This is a genomic window from Planctobacterium sp. R6 (genome assembly GCF_055755215.1).
This window is the reverse complement of record NZ_JBVTQY010000005.1, coordinates 150,466-169,674: the sequence shown is the minus strand read 5'-3', so window position 1 is coordinate 169,674 and position 19,209 is coordinate 150,466. Positions and strand designations below refer to the sequence as shown.

General features: G+C 48.1%; 19 protein-coding genes. 15 read left to right on the top strand and 4 right to left on the bottom strand.

All coding sequences use genetic code 11. From position 1 onward, the window contains the following. The first annotated feature begins 107 nt into the window (after positions 1–107). Complete coding sequence (locus AC0J20_RS05545) at positions 108–1,301, top strand: helix-turn-helix domain-containing protein (protein ID WP_473020933.1); 1,194 nt, start codon at positions 108–110, stop codon at positions 1,299–1,301. Here the strand turns inward: AC0J20_RS05545 and waaA are convergent. Next, on the bottom strand, positions 1,285–2,589 hold the full coding sequence (gene waaA, locus AC0J20_RS05540) for a lipid IV(A) 3-deoxy-D-manno-octulosonic acid transferase (RefSeq protein WP_473020932.1): 1,305 nt from the start codon (positions 2,587–2,589) through the stop codon (positions 1,285–1,287). The genes AC0J20_RS05545 and waaA overlap by 17 nt on opposite strands. A 157-nt stretch (positions 2,590–2,746) precedes the next feature. Between waaA and AC0J20_RS05535 the strand changes: the two genes are divergently transcribed. The 7 genes from AC0J20_RS05535 (at position 2,747) to AC0J20_RS05505 (ending at position 9,040) form a co-directional block, all read left to right on the top strand. Further along, positions 2,747–3,811, top strand: coding sequence for a glycosyltransferase family 9 protein (locus tag AC0J20_RS05535; RefSeq protein ID WP_473020931.1), 1,065 nt, complete (start codon positions 2,747–2,749; stop codon positions 3,809–3,811). After that, the gene (locus tag AC0J20_RS05530; protein WP_473020930.1) at positions 3,808–4,908 is read left to right on the top strand and encodes a glycosyltransferase; all 1,101 of its coding nucleotides are present in this window, start codon (positions 3,808–3,810) and stop codon (positions 4,906–4,908) included. The genes AC0J20_RS05535 and AC0J20_RS05530 overlap by 4 nt, the downstream gene beginning before the upstream one ends. 157 nt (positions 4,909–5,065) lie before the next feature. Beyond that, on the top strand, positions 5,066–6,253 hold the full coding sequence (gene kbl / locus AC0J20_RS05525; RefSeq protein WP_473020929.1) for a glycine C-acetyltransferase: 1,188 nt from the start codon (positions 5,066–5,068) through the stop codon (positions 6,251–6,253). Continuing rightward, a complete protein-coding gene (gene tdh, locus AC0J20_RS05520) occupies positions 6,253–7,281 on the top strand; it encodes an L-threonine 3-dehydrogenase (protein ID WP_473020928.1) in 1,029 nt (342 codons plus the stop codon). Before kbl ends, tdh begins: the two co-directional genes overlap by 1 nt. 1 nt (position 7,282) lies before the next feature. Next, entirely contained in the window at positions 7,283–7,597 is a 315-nt protein-coding gene (gene glpE / locus AC0J20_RS05515) for a thiosulfate sulfurtransferase GlpE (protein ID WP_229529694.1), read from the top strand. Then, entirely contained in the window at positions 7,594–8,436 is an 843-nt protein-coding gene (gene glpG, locus AC0J20_RS05510) for a rhomboid family intramembrane serine protease GlpG (protein WP_473020927.1), read from the top strand. Before glpE ends, glpG begins: the two co-directional genes overlap by 4 nt. A 121-nt stretch (positions 8,437–8,557) precedes the next feature. Further along, a complete protein-coding gene (locus AC0J20_RS05505; protein ID WP_473020926.1) occupies positions 8,558–9,040 on the top strand; it encodes a hypothetical protein in 483 nt (160 codons plus the stop codon). Between the two features lie 61 nt (positions 9,041–9,101). On the opposite strand, the gene AC0J20_RS05500 is transcribed toward AC0J20_RS05505, so the two are convergent. Then, on the bottom strand, positions 9,102–9,500 hold the full coding sequence (locus AC0J20_RS05500; RefSeq protein WP_229529697.1) for a flagellar basal body-associated protein FliL: 399 nt from the start codon (positions 9,498–9,500) through the stop codon (positions 9,102–9,104). Positions 9,501–9,637: 137 nt separating this feature from the next. Between AC0J20_RS05500 and AC0J20_RS05495 the strand changes: the two genes are divergently transcribed. Together AC0J20_RS05495 and ubiA are read left to right on the top strand one after the other, a co-directional pair. Continuing rightward, the gene (locus AC0J20_RS05495; RefSeq protein WP_473020925.1) at positions 9,638–10,210 is read left to right on the top strand and encodes a chorismate--pyruvate lyase family protein; all 573 of its coding nucleotides are present in this window, start codon (positions 9,638–9,640) and stop codon (positions 10,208–10,210) included. Positions 10,211–10,276: 66 nt separating this feature from the next. Continuing rightward, positions 10,277–11,110, top strand: a complete 834-nt coding sequence (ubiA, locus tag AC0J20_RS05490) for a 4-hydroxybenzoate octaprenyltransferase (protein WP_473020955.1) — start codon at positions 10,277–10,279, stop codon at positions 11,108–11,110. A gap of 2 nt (positions 11,111–11,112) precedes the next feature. Here ubiA and plsB read toward each other — a convergent pair whose 3' ends face one another. Further along, positions 11,113–13,551, bottom strand: coding sequence for a glycerol-3-phosphate 1-O-acyltransferase PlsB (plsB, locus tag AC0J20_RS05485; protein WP_473020924.1), 2,439 nt, complete (start codon positions 13,549–13,551; stop codon positions 11,113–11,115). A gap of 174 nt (positions 13,552–13,725) precedes the next feature. On the opposite strand from plsB, the gene lexA reads away from it, so the two are divergent. The 5 genes from lexA to AC0J20_RS05460 all read left to right on the top strand — a co-directional run bounded on the left by lexA (position 13,726) and on the right by AC0J20_RS05460 (position 18,940). Next, entirely contained in the window at positions 13,726–14,349 is a 624-nt protein-coding gene (gene lexA / locus AC0J20_RS05480) for a transcriptional repressor LexA (protein WP_229529700.1), read from the top strand. Positions 14,350–14,744: 395 nt separating this feature from the next. Then, entirely contained in the window at positions 14,745–15,866 is a 1,122-nt protein-coding gene (gene coxB / locus AC0J20_RS05475; protein ID WP_473020954.1) for a cytochrome c oxidase subunit II, read from the top strand. A gap of 12 nt (positions 15,867–15,878) precedes the next feature. Further along, positions 15,879–17,477, top strand: coding sequence for a cytochrome c oxidase subunit I (ctaD, locus tag AC0J20_RS05470; protein ID WP_229529701.1), 1,599 nt, complete (start codon positions 15,879–15,881; stop codon positions 17,475–17,477). Between the two features lie 9 nt (positions 17,478–17,486). After that, complete coding sequence (locus AC0J20_RS05465; protein WP_229529702.1) at positions 17,487–18,047, top strand: cytochrome c oxidase assembly protein; 561 nt, start codon at positions 17,487–17,489, stop codon at positions 18,045–18,047. Between the two features lie 11 nt (positions 18,048–18,058). Further along, entirely contained in the window at positions 18,059–18,940 is an 882-nt protein-coding gene (locus tag AC0J20_RS05460) for a cytochrome c oxidase subunit 3 (protein WP_229529703.1), read from the top strand. Between the two features lie 56 nt (positions 18,941–18,996). Here AC0J20_RS05460 and AC0J20_RS05455 read toward each other — a convergent pair whose 3' ends face one another. Next, entirely contained in the window at positions 18,997–19,206 is a 210-nt protein-coding gene (locus tag AC0J20_RS05455) for a DUF2909 domain-containing protein (protein WP_229529704.1), read from the bottom strand. Positions 19,207–19,209: the final 3 nt, after the last annotated feature.

The following is a 19,209-nucleotide window of genomic DNA, read 5'->3' as shown; positions in this document are numbered from 1 at the left end:
GGCAGTTTGTCAGTAACCGGTTATCTGGTCGTCCTGCTCCACCGGGAAGGACAGCTTTTTATTACTGAATGCTGGTCACTTAGTGGCGTGCAGAGGGCTCTTTTTCTATGCAAGATATGTTGTCATTTCACCTTTTCGCGTTCAGCCAGGGCATAGCCCTGTTGGGCGGCCTGCTTGTATGGCGCAACAATTCGGATAACAAGCTGAAGTGGCTTTTTTCCGGACTTATTCTGTCGGTGGGCTTAATCGCGCTGGCTGCGCAATTGGTGGAATACCAGGAAGCTAATGTGAGTGTGGCAATTGCCCTGTTGCTCCCTGCCTTTTTTGGGTTACCTGCATTGTATTGGTTGCTGATTGCCTATCTCACCAGTACAGACTTTCGCCTTTCTAAAAAACAACTGCTGCACAACAGTTTGTTGCCGGGTTTGTCGTTAATTGTCAGTGTCTGCATTCTGCTGCTGCCAACGCAAAGGCGTGTTCTGGTTTTTGGTAATGGCGACAACTACCTGCATTGGTGGGAAGATGCTCTGTTGGTTGCGGTATTTGTCCTGTTTGTGATCTGGCTGCTCTTTTCGCTGACCTATCTGATTAAAATGATACGTCGACTGGTTCATTACCGAAGGCAGTTGCCTCTGGTGTTTTCCAATATCGAAGGACGGGAATTAAACTGGATCAACTGGCATGGTTTGCTGATGTTGTTACTGTGGTTATTAACCGCCAGCGGTTATCTGGGGGTATTTGCGCAGTTGCAGACCCTGAACATGGTTATGGGTGCAGTAGCCTGCTTGATATTTATGTTGGTATTGACCTTGTGGGGTACACAACAACAGCCCGGTTTTGCCTTGTTTACCGCACAGCGTCAGCAACTGGAAGCGGTATTGCTTGCCGATACTGAGCCACACACTGAGCCGGAGCAGCCTAAAGCCTATCAAAACTCCGGGTTGGCGGCCGCGGATTTGCAACTTTTTTCAGAAAAGCTGGAGGCATGTATGGATGAGCAAGTTTATCTGGATCCCGATTTAACCTTACCGGAACTGGCTGCTAAAAGTCACATTCCGGCAGTTTATGTCTCCCAAACCTTGTCTCAGGTGTTTAATTGTAATTTTTATCAGTTTATCAACCGGCGTCGAATTCATTTTGCACAGCGACTGCTGACGGAAAGCAACCAGAGTGTGCTGGATGTCGCCTTAGCCGCTGGGTTCAATACCCGTTCGGCCTTTTACAATGCGTTTAAAAGCCAGACAGGGCTGACACCAGGTCAGTACCGTAGTAAGTCTCAAACACCTAAGCAAAACCAATAATCGCCAAAGTTTGGTCGATAGCTCCTGCATTGTGCGCGATGACTGCAGCTCCGGCTTTGCCTGCTGCACTGGCCTGTTCAGGGTGAGCCAGCCAAAGCTGGATTTGTTCGCAGAGTTGCTGTTCGTTTGGCACCGACACCATAGCCTGAGCGTTGACTAATGTCTCACATATGACAGGGTTGTTGTATAAATGGGGCCCCATGATAACGGGTTTGCTAAACAATGCCGCTTCCAGCGCATTGTGGCCGCCTTTGTCTGCCAGGCTACCACCGACAAAGGCGATATCGGCAAGGTGATAGACGCTTTTTAATATGCCCATAGCATCTATGAGTAACACGTCTGTGTCTGCTGTTACCGGCCGGTCATCGGACAATCGTTGCTGCTTAAGTGGCTGGCCGGCAATGAGCTTTTCGACGCGACTAAAGCGCTGAGGGTGTCTGGGTGTAAGGATCAGCAGCAACTTAGGAAACGCGGATTTCAACGTCTGATAGCTTTGCAGCAGGGCTTTTTCTTCCGGATCGTGGGTACTGGCGCCCAGTAACACAGTACGCCCCTGTAACTGCAGTTTCTCCGCCAGGACAACGGCCTTGGCCTGATCATCCTCGGAAAGCGTTTGATCAAACTTGATATTGTTGGTGAGGTGCAACTTTTCCTGAGGACAACCCAGGGCCATATAGTTGTCAAAATCCCGCTGACCCTGAGCGCAAACGGCGGTGATTTTACACAGCATAGGTCGGAACAGGGTTTTGAGTTTGGCATAGCTCCGGGCGGATTTATCGGTCAGGCGGGCATTAATGATGTATACCGGTATCTTGGCCTTCCAGCAGGCATGGATCAGATTAGGCCAGAGCTCCACTTCAGTGATCAGTACCTTTTGGGGGGCGACACGGCGCAATAAGCCATACATGGCCATGTGCAAATCGTAGGGCAAATAGACATGGCACACAGAGTCACCGAAGGTCTTTTTAACCTGAGCAGAGCCGGTTGGCGTGGTGGTGGTAATTGTCACAGGGTATTGCGGGTGTTGCTGCCGGATTTTTTTCACCAGTGCTGAAGCTGCCACCACTTCACCCACGGAAACGCAATGCAGGAGCAAGCCACCCCGTTGCTTGATTTTGGGCAAAAAGCCGAAGCGTTCAAATTTTCTTTTGCGATATTCCTGACCGCGATAGCCAGCTTTGATTAACAGGTTCAAAAAAGCCAGCGGAATAAACAAGGCGATTAACCCGGAATACAACCATCGGGCTATAAATTCTTTCAATGTGGGTTTGTAAGAGGCTTCATGCATAGTGATTATTTGTCACGATGTTTCGGGTGCAAAACCCAATATTCATATAATTGTATTAATTGTGTGCTTCCATCCGAAGTCAGAGTAGCGCAGCAAAATGACGGATTTTTTGCGCATTATAACCGCCTCATCAGATTTAGGTTGAGTTTTTAACATTATGTTGCCTGACACGGCTAACCCCAAAACTATTTTAGTGATCCGACTGAGTGCCATTGGCGATATTGTGATGGCCAGTGGCTTGCTTAACAGCCTTAAAGCCCGATGGCCTGACGCCAATATCGTCTGGTTAGCGGAACCGGTTGGCGCCACTATGCTGCATGGGCACCCGTTGCTGAAGGAGGTCCTGGAATTACCCCGGGCACGCTGGAAAAGACTGAGAAAACAAGGTCGTCTGCTCACACTGTTCAAAGAGATAAAGGCTTTCCGAAGACAACTAAAAGCCCAATCATTTGATCTGATTATTGATGTGCAGGGCTTACTTAAAAGTGGCATCTGGGCCTGGCAGGCAAGAGGTACTTTAAAAATTGGTCTGGGCAGCAAAGAGGGTAGTCACTGGTTCTTTCATCAGACCCTGCCCAGGGAAAATACCCCGATAATTGCCTCTGAATATCGGGCTTTGGCTAAGCAGTTGGGCTGTTCAATGTCCCAATACCAGATGTCGATAGCGCGATCAGAGCAAACAAGACAGGCGGTCGACACGCTATTGAGTGACAGGGGTGTGTCGGAATATGCGGTTTTTTGTGTCTACACCACGCGGCCACAAAAGCACTGGTTTGAAGGTCACTGGATGGACCTTGCGGAAAAGGTGCGTAAAAAATATCGCATTCCTGTGCTCATTGTCGGTGGCCCCGAGGATGCTGAACACGCCAAGGATTTAGCCGCCTGTGGCAATATGCTGTCAGTGGCAGGCCAAACCACGCTGCCGGAAACCGCTGAGTTGGTGCGCCGGGCGCGTTTTGTGGTAGGTGTGGATACCGGCGTGACCCATATGGGCATTATGCACAACGTGCCCACTGTGTGTCTGTTTGGCTCTACCGCACCCTATCTGAGCGCTGAAGGGGCTGAAATTATCTATCTCAATAAATCCTGCTCGCCATGTAAGCGCAAACCCAGTTGTGATGGTGAGTTTCATTGCATGGCCGATATCAGCGCAAAGAGTGTACTAAAGCGCCTGAAAATGTTGCGGGTCAAGGCTAACAATAACGGTAAATCAGCAACATGAAGGCACCTACTGCAGAGCGAATTCGGGTGCTGCATATCGAGGCGGGTAAGCACCTGTATGGCGGTGCTCAGCAAGTGGTTTATCTCTGTCAGGGGTTGCAGTCTTACCCGGTTGATAACGTTTTACTGTGTCCTGTCGAAAGTGAGATTGCGCTGGCCGCCAGAGATGTTGCGCTGGTGGACCCCATACCCATGCGAGGGGACCTGGACCTGGGTTTAATATCTCGTATTAGCCAGAAAATTCGACACTATCGTCCCCATATCGTGCATGTTCACAGTCGCCGGGGGGCGGACCTGTTTGCGGCTTTGGCCGCGCAATTCTGCGGCGTTGCGGCGGTGTGTTCACGCCGGGTGGACAACAAAGAGCATGCCCTTTTTGCCCGCTGGAAATATCGCAAGTACCGCAATGTGGTGTGTATTTCCGAGGGAATTGCCAATGTGGTGAGGGCTACCGGATACCCCAGCGAGCGCATAACCACCATCCACAGTGCCGTAGATACCAATTTATTTACCCCTGAAGCCGATGCCAGCTGGTTCCGAAGCGAGTTTAATATTCAGCCGGAAGAACTGGTGATTGCCAATTTTGCTCAGATGATTGAGCGCAAGGGGCAGGCCGCTTTGATAGACGCGTTTTACCGCTTGCGCAACAGGTTCCCCCATACCCGGTTATTGCTGTTTGGCAAGGGGCCCAGGTTGCCAGCCTATCAGCAACAGGTGGCCAGATTGGGGTTGCAGGAGCGGGTGCAATTCCCCGGATTTCGCAAGGACATGTGGCGCATTATCCCCGCTGTTGATCTGGTGGTTCACCCCGCCACAACCGAAGGTTTGGGAGTGGCGTTGTTGCAGTCAGCTGCCTGTCGGCGACCTGTTGTCGCTACCCGTGCCGGAGGCATTCCTGAAATAGTGCGACACCAACAAAATGGCCTGTTAACCGAGGTGGGCGACCAGACAGGTTTGAATGACGCCATGCAACAACTCCTCAGCGACGCTGAATTGCGAAAGACAATGGGCCACAACGGCCGCATCATTGCCGAGCGAGATTTTTCCATCGCCACCATGGCTAAGCGAAATTACCAAAACTACCTGGGTCTGATTTGACGTTTCGGCAACAGGGGCACTGTCAGTTTTTAATTACAATTTGATTTAACTGCATAGAAGCCAGACTATCGGCTTTGCATTGGGCCAGTTACTATTGCACCTTTATCCTTTAAAATACCTACAATAAATTAATAACGATATTTTCAGCAGGCCTACAATGAGCATGATAGAACATTTGAAAACCGAACTGGCAACCTTGAAAGAAGAAGGTTTGTACAAATCAGAACGGGTGATTACTTCGCAACAAGATGCCGACGTGAGTGTCACCAGTGGCGCCCAGGTACTGAACTTTTGTGCCAACAATTACCTCGGACTGGCGAATCATCCTGAATTGATACAGGCGGCAAAAAATGGTCTGGATAGTCATGGCTTTGGCATGGCGTCAGTGCGGTTTATTTGCGGAACTCAGGACAACCACAAAGTGCTGGAGCAAAAAATCTCTGAGTTTCTCGGCATGGAAGATACCATTTTGTATTCTTCCTGTTTTGATGCTAACGCTGGTTTATTTGAAACCCTGTTAGGTCCTGAAGATGCGATAATTTCCGATGCTTTAAATCACGCCAGCATTATTGATGGCGTGCGCCTGTGTAAAGCAAAGCGCTTTCGATATGGCAACAATGATATGGCTGATTTGGAAGCCAAATTGCAGGAAGCCACAGAACAAGGTGCCCGCTTTAAACTGATTGCTACCGATGGGGTGTTCTCTATGGACGGCATCATAGCCAATCTGAAAGGCGTGTGTGACCTGGCAGATAAATACGGCGCAATGGTAATGGTGGATGACTCTCATGCCGTTGGCTTCGTAGGCGAAAATGGTCGCGGCAGTCACGAATATTGTGAAGTGATGGGGCGGGTTGATATTATCACCGGTACCCTCGGTAAAGCCTTAGGTGGCGCGTCCGGTGGATATACGGCGGCCAGGAAAGAGGTCGTTGAATGGTTGCGTCAGCGCTCACGCCCCTATCTGTTTTCCAACTCCTTAGCACCCTCCATCGTGGCGGCATCAATTCGCGTTATTGAAATGTTGCAACAGGGCAGTGATTTACGTGAAAAGCTGGTGGAAAACAGCCGTTATTTCAGAGAGAAGATGTCAGCAGCGGGTTTTACCCTGGCAGGTGCTGATCACGCCATTATTCCGGTTATGATCGGGGATGCGAAACTGGCGTCACAGATGGCAGATAAAATGTTGCAAAAAGGTATCTATGTGGTGGGATTCTCTTTCCCTGTGGTGCCAAAAGGTCAGGCCCGCATTCGCACCCAAATGTCGTCAGCACATAGCAAAGCGCAACTGGACAAAGCCATTGATGCCTTCATCAGTGTGGGCAAAGAGTTAGGAGTGATCTAATGAAAGCCTTATCAAAATTACATGCTGAAAAAGGTATCTGGATGGTGGATACCAATAAACCCGAAATGGGCCACAATGATTTGCTGATCAAGATCCGAAAATCAGCCATTTGCGGCACCGACATGCATATTTACCACTGGGACGAATGGGCCCAAAAAACCATTCCCGTGCCTATGGTTGTGGGCCACGAATACGTTGGCGAAGTCGTGGACATGGGCAGTGAAGTGGCAGGGTTTAAAAAGGGTGACCGGGTTTCCGGCGAAGGCCATATTACCTGCGGTCATTGCCGCAACTGCCGGGCCGGGCGTCGTCACCTGTGTCGCAACACTTATGGTGTGGGCGTAGATCGCACCGGTTCATTCGCCGAATATCTGGTGATCCCGGCTTTCAATGCCTTTAAAATCCCTGACAATATCAGTGATGATCTGGCCGCGATATTTGATCCCTTTGGTAACGCGGTACATACCGCGTTATCTTTTGATTTGGTGGGTGAGGATGTACTGATCACCGGTGCTGGTCCTATTGGTATTATGGCGGCGGCCGTGGCCAAACACGTGGGTGCGCGCAATGTGGTGATCACCGATGTCAATGAGTACCGACTGGAACTGGCCCGGAAAATGGGTGCAACGCGTGCGGTAAATGTCGCATCAGAATCTCTGAAGGATGTGATGCGGGATTTGGGCATGACCGAAGGGTTTGACGTAGGGCTGGAAATGTCAGGTGTCCCGGTGGCCTTCAGAGACATGCTGAACAGCATGAATCACGGGGGTAAAATTTCCTTGTTGGGTATTCCGCCCTCGGATATGGCCATCGACTGGAACCAGGTTATCTTCAAAGGGTTGGTGATCAAGGGAATTTATGGCCGGGAAATGTTTGAAACCTGGTACAAGATGGCCAGTCTGATCCAGTCTGGATTGGACCTGACGCCCATGATTACCCATCAGTTTGGCATTGATGATTTTCAAAAGGGCTTTGAAGCCATGGCTTCCGGTCAATCCGGAAAAGTGTTGTTAAACTGGCAGGAGTAACATGCAATCTTTTAAACATATTGATGTCGCTGGCACGGCGACCCTGATGCAACAGGGCGCGAAAGTGTTTGATATACGCGATCCTGACAGCTTTGCTCAGAGCCATATTCCGGGTTCTGCGCATTTGACCAACAACAATCTGCAGCAAGTGATTACAGAGTTATCCACTGATACTCCGGTGGTGATTTGTTGCTACCACGGCATCAGCAGTCAGCAAGCCGCTCAGTATTTTGTGGCACAAGGATTTGATGACGTTTATAGCATGGATGGTGGTTTTGAGGCCTGGAAACAATCTATGCCATCAGAAAGCGCGTGATTGTTCTGGCGGCCTTTCCGCAAAAGTCACCGGCGAATACGCTGGTGGCTTATATGCAGGCGAATAATATCGCGTGTTCCTGTCAGGCGCAGGAACAGCAATTTCAGGTGATTCTGCACGATGATTCCGATCTGGAAGAGGCAAAACAGATGTTGCTGGAATTTGTGCAAAATCCCAACGCCAAAAAGTTTCAGTCTTTTGCCTGGCAAATTGCCGCGCCTGCCGAATTAGGGGCGGGCAACAGCCATTTTTCCCTGAGCAACATAGCAAATTCGCTGTTCAAATCGCCCTTTGCCGCCGCAATTTTACTGATTGCCCTGGCTATTCATGGTCTGGTGTTTGTATTTGGCCAGTTTGAACTTTTCGATCACCTTTATTTTCAGCCCTGGTCAGAAGTGATGCAAAGTGGTGAGGTGTGGCGATTAATCACACCAACACTGATGCACTTTTCTGCCCTGCATATTATTTTCAATCTGGTGTGGTGGTGGATTCTGGGCAGTGACATTGAACATAAACTGGGACTGGGTTTGCTGGTGGCAATCTATCTCATTACCGGATTGCTCTCCAACCTGGCGCAGTTCTGGGTCTCTGGCCCGAATTTTGGCGGTTTAAGTGGAGTGGTTTACGGATTATTTGGTTTTGTCTGGTGGATGGGCTGGCTTAGACCTGATAAAGGATTGAGTCTGTCGAAACCCTTGATTGGCTTTATGCTGCTGTGGCTGGTTATAGGGTTTGCAGACGTGCTCTGGATAAACATGGCGAACACCGCTCATTTAACGGGTTTGGTTAGTGGCTGTCTGCTGGCGTTGCTGGCCAGTAGAGTTTTTGCCAAGGTGTAGGCTGAGGCTTTCAACATTTCAGATTTTTTTCCACAATTAATTGGTGTCATGTTTTCCACATTTCTATATGATCTAAATTCGCTTGATTTCCCGCGATAACTAAATGCAATCAGGAGTGTTTATGAATCATCTTACCCGACGTAACTTTCTCCAGGCTGGGGGCGCTGTTTTAGGCATTTCCGCAATGGGTTTTCCTCACTTTGTGAGTGCGAAACACGATTATTTGACTGGCGATTACCCCATTCCAACGGCCCCCATAGACGACTTTGTGTCGGTTCTAAGGAATATTATCCCGGACAGTGACGCGGCGTATTGGCAAGTCAATTGGCAGTTTGCCGAAGATCCTTATTTCGAATCTGTCGTTAATGCTGATAGTGTGAAATACAAAGCTGATGGAGAAAAACTAATTTCTATCAGATTGGAAAAAGTGCCTGCGGGTAAAAAGCTCTATTTCAAAATTGAGTGCGAGAATTGCTATGCAGATGAGTTGATCGGGGGTATGGACAAATATACTGCCACGCAGTTTGTTGTTTTCCCGGGCTCTGAAATGTCTGCTGAGGGTTTGGACGTCAAAACATCCCCAACACTGGCGGCAGTTTACTGAGCTTCAGTTTAACCGGTCTCGGCCTGAACAAGGTGCGCTCAGGCTGAAGATTGGCAATGATTTAACCTTGATAAAGGTATTTGGTAAAGATCACATCTTTAATCATTTCTGAACCGGTTTCTGCTTTCATGAGTTTGCGCAACTCATCCAGGCAGGCGCGGCGAATATCTTCCCGACCGGTCAGAGACTTTACCTGTTCTTCAGTCTGGCGACCAAAAATGTCAATGGTGGTGGCTCGCAATAGCGGAGCGTGGTGTTCAGCGGCTTCCAGATGTTTGGCGGAATCCAGCATTAACTCGATGGTAACTCTGACATAACCGATATTGCGGCTGTTGGAGCTGATGTAGTTAGTGACAATGTCCGGCTCCAGACCAAAGTAAGCAGTATCATTGGCTTGTGTCGTGCCACTAAAGAGCAAAATGTTTGCTAAAAGTGTGAGTCCCAATATTTTTATTTTCATATTCAGTACCAGAAAAAACCAATAATAAACAGGATGATAACGGTCCAACCGCTATTGTAGATTATATTACGCAGAAGCTTTAGTCTAAATCATCTAATTGGTATTATTTTGCATAATTTAATTAATCTACATGAATTTTGGCTGAAAACCTTCTGAAAAACCTCACTATTAACGAATCCTGGCATAATGCTGATGATTTCCAACCCACTGATCCTCTGTTGCGCAACTGGTTGCTTAATACCGGGTCGTTAACTGAAAGGCTGCAGGCCAATTGTTTGCGCTTCGAGGTAGAGGTACTCAATCAGCAAACGGCGGAGATTTCTCCCGATGAAGTGCAGTACCTTTATGGTCAGTTTGGTGCGGTGCCACAGGATACCCAGGTGCGTGAAGTATTCCTGAAAGGCAATGATGAAACGTGGGTATTTGCCCGCTCTTTGTTGCCGGTGAATTTCCTGAATGACGAAATGTCTGGTCTGATGCGATTGGGCAACAAACCTTTGGGTAAAATCATCTTTAACGATCCCAGGTTTCAACGTCAGAGCTTTCAGCTGGTTAAGTGTCCGGTGTCGGGCCTGACTCAGGAGAAACTGGGGTTGCGCGATAACCAACTGGATTTGTGGGGCCGCCGGTCGCTGTTTAGTTTTAAAACTTATCACATTATGGTGGCTGAGATTTTTCTGCCAGGGAGTCCGGCCTATGCCAATCTCTAAGTTGTCAGGTGGTTCACATTGAGCACATTCAACCTGTCAAATAAAGCCAGTGCCTGTTGGCGGCTGATGCGGGCAGACAAGCCCATCGGTACCTGGTTGCTGATGTGGCCTACCTGTTGGGGCTTGCTATTGGCGGCACAGGGTTGGCCTGGCTGGCATATCAGTCTGGTATTTGTATTGGGGACTTTTCTGATGCGGTCGGCAGGCTGTGTGATCAATGATTTTGCTGATCGCAAAATTGATGGCCATGTGCAGCGCACACAGCAAAGACCGATCGTCAGCGGCGAAATTTCGTCCCGGGGTGCCGTGCTGTTGTTTGCCTGTCTGTCTTTGCTGGCTTTCCTGTTGGTTCTGACACTGAACTGGCAAACGGTAATGTTGTCCTTCGTGGCGCTGGCTCTGGCATTTTGCTATCCCTTCATGAAACGGTTTACTTACCTGCCGCAATTTGTGTTGGGGGCGGCATTTGGTTTTGGTATTCCGATGGCATTCATGGCGATTCAGCAACAGGTTCCCTGGTGGGTTTGGCTGCTTTATCTGGCTAATCTGTTGTGGACCGTGGCTTACGATACCATGTATGCCATGGTAGACAGAGAAGACGACCTGAAAATAGGGGTGAAGTCCACCGCCATTCTGTTTGGTCAGTACGATAAATTAATCATTGGTCTGTTGCAGGGCTTAACCCTGGTGAGTCTGTTGCTGGTATTTTTATGGTTGCAGTTGGGCTATTTTGCCTATGGTATGCTGTTTATCGCTGCACTTTTGTTCTTACAGCAACAAAAAATGATTGCGCATCGTCAGCGTGACGCCTGCTTTCAGGCGTTTTTGCACAACAACAAGGTGGGGCTTGTGATCACCCTGGGACTTGTCGGGGAGTTCCTTCTCCCGACGTTCATCTGAGCTTATTTGATTTGCTGCAGGCGTTTGACAAATTCCGGTGACACCAACGTAAACAGCAGTTGCTGTAATTCTTTACTCTTTTCTGAGTGCAATAACAGGCCTTCATCATTGGATTCCCAGATTTCATACTCGCGTGCGGCAGCAATAAATGTAGCCAGCACATTTTTGTCGTAAAATTCCGGGGCGCTGATACCATGCAGCGTTGACATACGCTCCGCCACCTGTCTGCTGCGTTTTTCCAGGGCGCCGCGCGCGGTGGTACCCAATTGCTCTAATTGGTTCAGCACCAGGGCATAGCGTTGCAATGTTTCCTGGATCACCGATTTGAGCAGCCACAGGCTGTAAAATTGCACACTGCTGGTATCGGCGGGGGTAAGTACGCCGTCGTTGGATTGCAGCATGCCCTGTTGCACCATGCCGTCGATCAGACTTTGGGTGTAAGCTTCAGCCTCTGCTTCTTTCATGTAGATAAAGAGTTCTTTTTTCAGCAGCGGGAAAATCCGGGAAACAATATTGCTTACTTCATCGCGATGGCATTCATTGTGGGCGATAATGATGGCCGCGATTAAACCGGGTACGCAGAACATGTGCAAAATGTTGTTGCGATAATAGGTGAGCAATATCGCGTTATCGCGCTCAATGGAAATAATCTCACCAAAGCTATCTTCGGTAACATTAAATTTGTCCAGTCGGAGGGTGTTTTCTAACAACTTTTCGGCGCTCACCTGCGGGAAGCTGCTCTGACTGCTGTAGGGGCATTGTCTGAGCAGTCCAAGATAACTTTCCATAACCTGCAAAAGCTCTTCTTTGCTCATGGCCCGTTTTTCGGCAGCCAGCAAGCATAAAGAGGCCAGGCCCATACCGCTTACCGCCGATGCCTGGTTAATTCTCTCCAGAATGTTGTGACTCAGTACATTGACAGTCGGGTTTAACCAACTGGGCTTTTTGTCTTCAATACTGCCCTGATCTTCACGCCATTGCGGTGCATTGTTATCCAGGTACTGACCCAGGTGGATCGGCTCCCCAAAATTTAAAAAGCCATACCCGTAATTTTTCAGCTTTCTGATGGCGGAAAACACCCCGAGAAAGGACTCTTTTTCCTTGTTTTTACCGCGCAGCTCTTTCAGATAACTTTTAACTTCCATGACGTGTTCGTAACCGATGTAGACCGGCACGATGCTGACCGGCCGTTTTACGCCTTTTACCATCGCCTGAATGGTCATTGCCAGCATTCCGGTTTTTGGCGGCAGTAATCGCCCGGTACGGCTGCGACCGCCTTCTGCGTAGAACTTTACCGAATAGCCTTTGTTGAACAACTGCTCCAGGTATTCACGAAATACCGCGGTGTAGAGTTTGTTTCCGGCGAAAGAGCGTCGGATAAAGAAGGCTCCACCGCGTCTGAACAGGCCACCAACAGGCCAAAAGTTGAGATTGATGCCTGCGGCGATATGGGGCGTAACCAGTCCTTCGTGATAGATTACATAGGTCAAAAGCAGATAATCCATGTGGCTGCGATGGCAGGGGACATAGATGATTTCGTGACCATTTTGCGCCAGTTCCCGTACTTTGTCGGCGTTTTTAACTTCAATGCCATTGTATATTTTGTTCCAGACCCGCCCTAACAAGCGGTCTCCTAGTCGGATAACGCCTTCGCGATAGTCGGCGGCGATTTCTTCAATATAACTTTTGGCATTCTGCCGGGCCTTGTGTAATTGTGCCGGTGAGTTTTTGGCTTCCTGCGCCATGGCTTTTTTCACTGAGGGGGCCGCCAATATGCTGTTAAACAGCTGATGTCTGTCCATCAACATCGGGCCATTCATGCTTTGTTGGCGACGATAAAAATGGGTACGCGCCAATCGGATGAGTTTATGTGCTATTTCAGAATCTGTGCCTCGGGTGGTGGCCATACGCTGGCTGGATACCGCAGAGCTGTAATAGACGAAGTTGTCCCGTCCTAAAAACAATACGATAAAAAACTTTCTCAACCAGTTTGGCGACGCTCTGTCGGTAAGCAGATCAGCCCAGCCACGACTTTCTTTGCCTGGTGCCCGGCCCCAAAAAATAGAGACGGGAACGATTTGCAGATCCAGTGACTCGTCATCACGGTGCAGCTCAAACAACCGGGTAAAGCTTTTATTTATGTCTGTGTGTTTGGACTTTTTTGACAGCAGCGCTTCCGGCTCCTGTAAAAACAGACAGTTGGTTATCTTGTCGTTGCCAATTTCCAGTTGTTTGTCAGGCGCCGGCAGGCCCAGCATTTTTGTGGAGAGTTCCAGCGCTACGCGGTCTGTTACCGAGTTGGTTTTTAACAGATAGATAATTGGACGACTTTTATCAATACCTAACTCGCCTTCAATATCTGTCGGGATATTGCTGGTTTTAACCAACCAACGAGTTGGAAACTTCACTAAATTAAAAAACAGATTCTGATACCAAGCCATGGTTATTTAAATTAGATTCACATTATCGGGGATCATAGCATGACCTTTTCTGTTTGGCTTAGTGATCTATGTAAGCGAATATCGCGGTCAAAAGCGAAATAGCAGATTTTCTGTTGAGATTATTCGGCAACTGTATATACTCCCAGTTAAACTGTACGTAAAAACAGGTTCGATATGCGTCCACTTACATTACGACAAGAGCAGGTACTCAACCTGATCAAAGAGACCATTGCCGATACGGGTATGCCACCCACACGTGCTGAAATTGCACGTGAACTGGGGTTTAAGTCAGCCAATGCCGCCGAAGAGCATTTGAAAGCCTTGCAAAGAAAGGGGGTCATTGAAATTCTGGCAGGGACCTCCCGTGGCATTCGTTTAACCGGACCTGTTGACGAGCCTGAACCTGAGTTGGGTTTACCCCTGATTGGTAAAGTGGCTGCCGGTGAACCCATACTGGCGCAGGAGCATATCGAAAGTCATTATCAGGTCGCTGCCGGTATGTTTCAGCCAGAGGCACATTATCTGCTGCGTGTGGATGGTGAGAGTATGAAAGACATCGGCATAATGGACGGTGATTTGCTGGCCGTGCATCGCACTAATCAGGCGCGTAATGGTCAGGTGGTGGTGGCAAGAGTGGAAGATGATGTCACGGTTAAACGTTTTGAAAAAACCGGTTCCCAGGTTTTACTGCATGCTGAGAACGCCGACTTTGCCCCGATTAAAGTGGATTTAAACTCCCAGCCGCTAAATATTGAAGGTATTGCGGTGGGAATTATCCGAAATAACGCCTGGATGTAATAATCTTTTTATCTGGCATTAGTTTTTAAATATCTTTCTGTGATGACCTAGCCCATTGATAAATGGGCTTTTTTGTTTGTAATACCGCTTCAGTATAGTTTCCCCGGCCTAAAAGTTTTGCCTGAAAATGGCTTTTTTATTTCCTTTTTCCAAATTTAGGTCTATTTTTGACCCTATAGGTGATGAAAAAATCATCATTTAGTGTCTCTCAATTGTTTTTGATCTTCGAAATTTGTTTACATATCATTCAGTTTTTAACATAGTAATAACATATCTGTTTCAATGCCGTAACTTTTGTGCGGCACCGTTGTTGTAAAAATGACCAATAAGAAAACAACGGGTTAAGAAGGAGGAACACACAGGTGGGTAAAATATTTACTGGGTTTTGGGGCGTAATGGCGTTTTTAGTGAGTTTCGCTTCTTTCGCTGCATCAGATCCTAAGCCTGAACAATATCAGTTAAATCTGCGTAGTGGCGTTACTGACATTAGCCAACAGGTTTATGACCTGCACATGACCATTTTTTGGATTTGTGTGGTGATTGCCATCATAGTGTTTGGTGCGATGTTGTGGGCTACCATTTTCCACAGAAAGTCCCGGGGCGTAAAACCGGCTACCTTCCATGAAAGTGTAAAGGTGGAAATCGCCTGGACGGTGGTTCCTTTTATCATCCTTATCGGTATGGCCATTCCCGCCACTAAAACCCTGATTGCTATGGAAGATGTCTCTGCACCAGATGTGTCTGTGATCGTGACCGGATCACAATGGAAGTGGCATTACAAATACATGGACAATGAGGTGGAATATTATTCTGTGATGGCGACTCAACCTGAACAGATTGCCAATAAGCTGGAAAAAAATATCAATTATTTGCTGGAAGTGGACCGGCCACTGGTGATTCCCACCAACCAAAAGGTCCGTTTCCTCATTACTTCTGATGACGTGATCCACTCCTGGTGGGTTCCGGATTTTGCGGTGAAAAAAGACGCGAACCCCGGTTTTATTAATGAAGCCTGGGCCCGGGTAGAAAAGCCGGGTATTTATCGCGGACAGTGCGCCGAGTTGTGCGGGAAAGATCACGGCTTTATGCCCGTGGTGGTGATTGCGAAAGAACCGGCTGAGTATGCAGCCTGGATAGAAGAGCAGGAAGAGTTGCAGCGCAAAGCAAAAGAAGAAGAGCAAAAGTTACTGGCCATGAACATGGACATGGACGAGCTGATGACTGTTGGTGAGCACGTCTACAATACTACCTGTGCGGCTTGCCATATGCCGAACGGGGAAGGGTTGCCGGGCGTATTCCCGGCACTGAAAGGCAGTGACATTGCGCTAAATGACATGCAAAAACATATTGATGTCGTGGTTAACGGGGTATCGGGTACAGCGATGCAGGCTTATGCAAAACAGCTTTCCATGAAAGAACTTGCCGCAGTAATAACCTACGAGCGTAATGCCTGGGGGAATGATACCGGTGAATTGGTGCAAGCCAAAGATGTTAACGCTGTATTAAATGGACAATAAGGGGGAGTTGAGATGAGTACAGTGACTAATGATATCCATCACGACGAACACCATGATCATCACGATCATAAACCCAGCGGTATAAAGCGCTGGTTGTACACAACTAACCACAAAGATATCGGAACATTATACCTTTGGTTCGCCTTTATCATGTTTTTGATTGGCGGTGCCATGGCGATGGTGATTCGGGCAGAATTGTTTCAACCCGGGTTGCAGATAGTTGATCCCAACTTTTTCAACCAGATGACCACAGTGCACGGTTTAATCATGGTGTTTGGTGCGGTAATGCCTGCATTTACCGGCCTGGCAAACTGGATGGTGCCGCTGATGATAGGCGCACCTGATATGGCATTACCCAGGATGAATAACTGGAGTTTCTGGATCCTGCCTTTTGCATTCTTGATCTTATTAATGTCGCTATTTATGGAGGGCGGCGGCCCGGCTTTTGGCTGGACGTTCTACGCTCCGCTGTCCACCACATACAGTAATGATACCACTGCATTATTTGTGTTTTCAGTGCACATCATGGGGGCCAGCTCAATTATGGGGGCGATTAACGTTATCGTAACCATATTAAACATGCGCGCGCCGGGCATGACGTTTATGAAAATGCCCTTGTTTGTCTGGACCTGGCTGATCACCGCCTTTTTGCTAATTGCCGTAATGCCGGTTTTAGCCGGTGCGGTGACTATGGTACTGACCGACAAGTTTTTTGGAACCAGCTTTTTTGATGCCGCCGGTGGTGGTGATCCAGTGATGTTCCAGCATATTTTCTGGTTCTTCGGGCATCCGGAAGTATACATCATGATATTGCCTGCGTTTGGCATTGTTTCTCAGATTGTTCCTACCTTCTCCCGTAAAAAACTGTTTGGGTACTCATCAATGGTGTATGCCACAGCGTCCATTGCGTTGTTGTCATTTATCGTTTGGGCGCACCACATGTTTACCACCGGGATGCCGGTAGGGGCTGAGTTGTTTTTTATGTTTGCCACCATGCTGATATCGGTACCAACAGGGGTGAAAGTCTTTAACTGGGTGGCGACGATGTGGCGGGGAGCCATTAGTTTTGAAATACCCATGATGTTTTCACTGGCCTTTATTGTCCTGTTCACCATTGGTGGATTGTCGGGTCTGATGTTGGCGATTACACCGGTGGATTTCCAGTATCACGATACCTACTTTGTGGTAGCTCACTTCCATTATGTTCTGGTTACCGGTGCGGTATTCTCAATTATGGCGGCAACCTACTATTGGCTACCGAAATGGACCGGAAAGATGTTTGATATTACCCTGGCCAAGTGGCACTTCTGGTGTTCACTGATTTCGGTAAATCTGTTGTTTTTCCCCATGCACTTTGTTGGCCTGGCGGGTATGCCAAGACGGATCCCGGATTATGCACTGCAGTTTGCGGACTTCAATAAGTGGATAAGCCTGGGTGGATTTGCGTTTGGCCTGTCGCAATTGATCTTCCTCGCCTTGTTGATTAAGGCGTGTCGCAAGAAAGGCGAACCTGTATCTGCGCAGGTTTGGGACGGCGCTGAAGGGTTAGAATGGGAAGTGCCCAGCCCGGCACCTTACCACACCTTTGAAACACCGCCAGTGGTTAAGTAGTTTACATATATGAGTCATTCACGGCAGGCCGAAAACAAGAAAGTTGTCATCAAACTGGTGGCTGTGGTTTTTGGCATGTTTGGTTTTGGGTTCGCATTGGTCCCCCTGTATGACGTGTTTTGTGCAGTTACCGGCATCAATGGAAAAACGTCTAATGAGGCGGCGGTATACACCAATATAGAGGTGGATAAAAGCCGCCTGGTGACAGTGGAGTTTATCACCCGAACCAATACCGGTATGCCCTGGCAATTTGAGACACAGACGCGCCGCGTTGAGGTTCATCCCGGTGAAATGTACCAGGTAGACTTCTATGCAAAGAATCCGACGCAACGGGATATTGTGGGGCAGGCTGTCCCCTCTGTTTCCCCCGGAACCGCAGCAATATACCTGAACAAAACAGAGTGTTTTTGTTTCGAGCAACAGCCCCTTAAATCGGGGGCCGAAACAGTGATGCCAATGCGGTTTTATGTGGACCCGGAGCTTCCAAAAAACATTAACTTTTTTACAGTGCAATATACTTTGTATGACGTAACTTCGGATGCGCAAGAAATTGCCATGAACCGTGGTTAAAGGAGATTAAAATGAGTGAACAACAATACGAAAAATACTATGTTCCTGATCAAAGCCCCTGGCCATTTGTGGGCGCTGTTGCCCTATTTTTAATGGCGCTTGGCGCGGGTAACTTCGTCATTGAAATGAAAAAAGGCACTGACGGCAACGGCGCTTTGATGTTGCTGGCGGGATTTGTAGTTTTGCTGGTTATGCTGGTCGGCTGGTTTAAGAATCAGATCGATGAATCCATGTCAGGTATGCACAGTGCCCAGTTGGGACGTTCATACCGACAGGGGATGTCCTGGTTTATTTTTTCCGAAGTGATGTTTTTCTTTGCATTTTTTGGCGCGCTCTTTTACGCCAGAGTCATTGCTGTTCCCTGGTTAGGAGGTGCTTCAAACAACGCCATGACCAACGAAGTCTTGTGGCCCACTTTTGAAGCAATTTGGCCGCTGGTGGAAACCCCGGGTGGCACAACCACGGAAGCCATGCCCTGGACCGGATTACCCCTTTACAACACTATTATCTTGTTGGTTTCATCAGTTACAGCTCACATCGCACATGTTGCCCTTGAAAAAGGCGAAAGAGGTAAGCTTAAGTTGTTCCTCGGAATCACCATCTTACTGGGTTGTACGTTTCTGTATCTTCAGGTAGTGGAATATATTCACGCTTACCAGGATATGGGGTTAAAACTGGATTCAGGCATTTACGGCAACACCTTTTTTATGTTGACCGGATTCCATGGATTGCACGTAACTCTGGGAACCCTGATGCTGATCATCATGTTTGGTCGGGTATTGAAGGGGCATTTCTCACCCGATAATCAATTCGCTTTCCAGGCCACAAGTTGGTATTGGCACTTTGTTGATGTGGTCTGGGTGTGTCTGTTTGTGTTTGTTTATATTCTTTAAATAAGGCTTGCTGCTCCTGGTTACAGGTATACACAACACCGGTTAACAGGCTCTGTTTAATAAGGGCGGGGATTAGGCGTAATGATCCCCGTCGCCACTGCGATAATCAGCAAGATGATGATAATTGCAGAGGTCATCACTCTTCTACCGATAAATTTCGTCATAGAGCCTTGTCCGGGCTCATTTTTTAACATTATCATCATGGCTCTGAACAGATTGTAAATCATAAAAAGTAAGAGCAGTGCTACAATAATTTTAACGGTCATTCA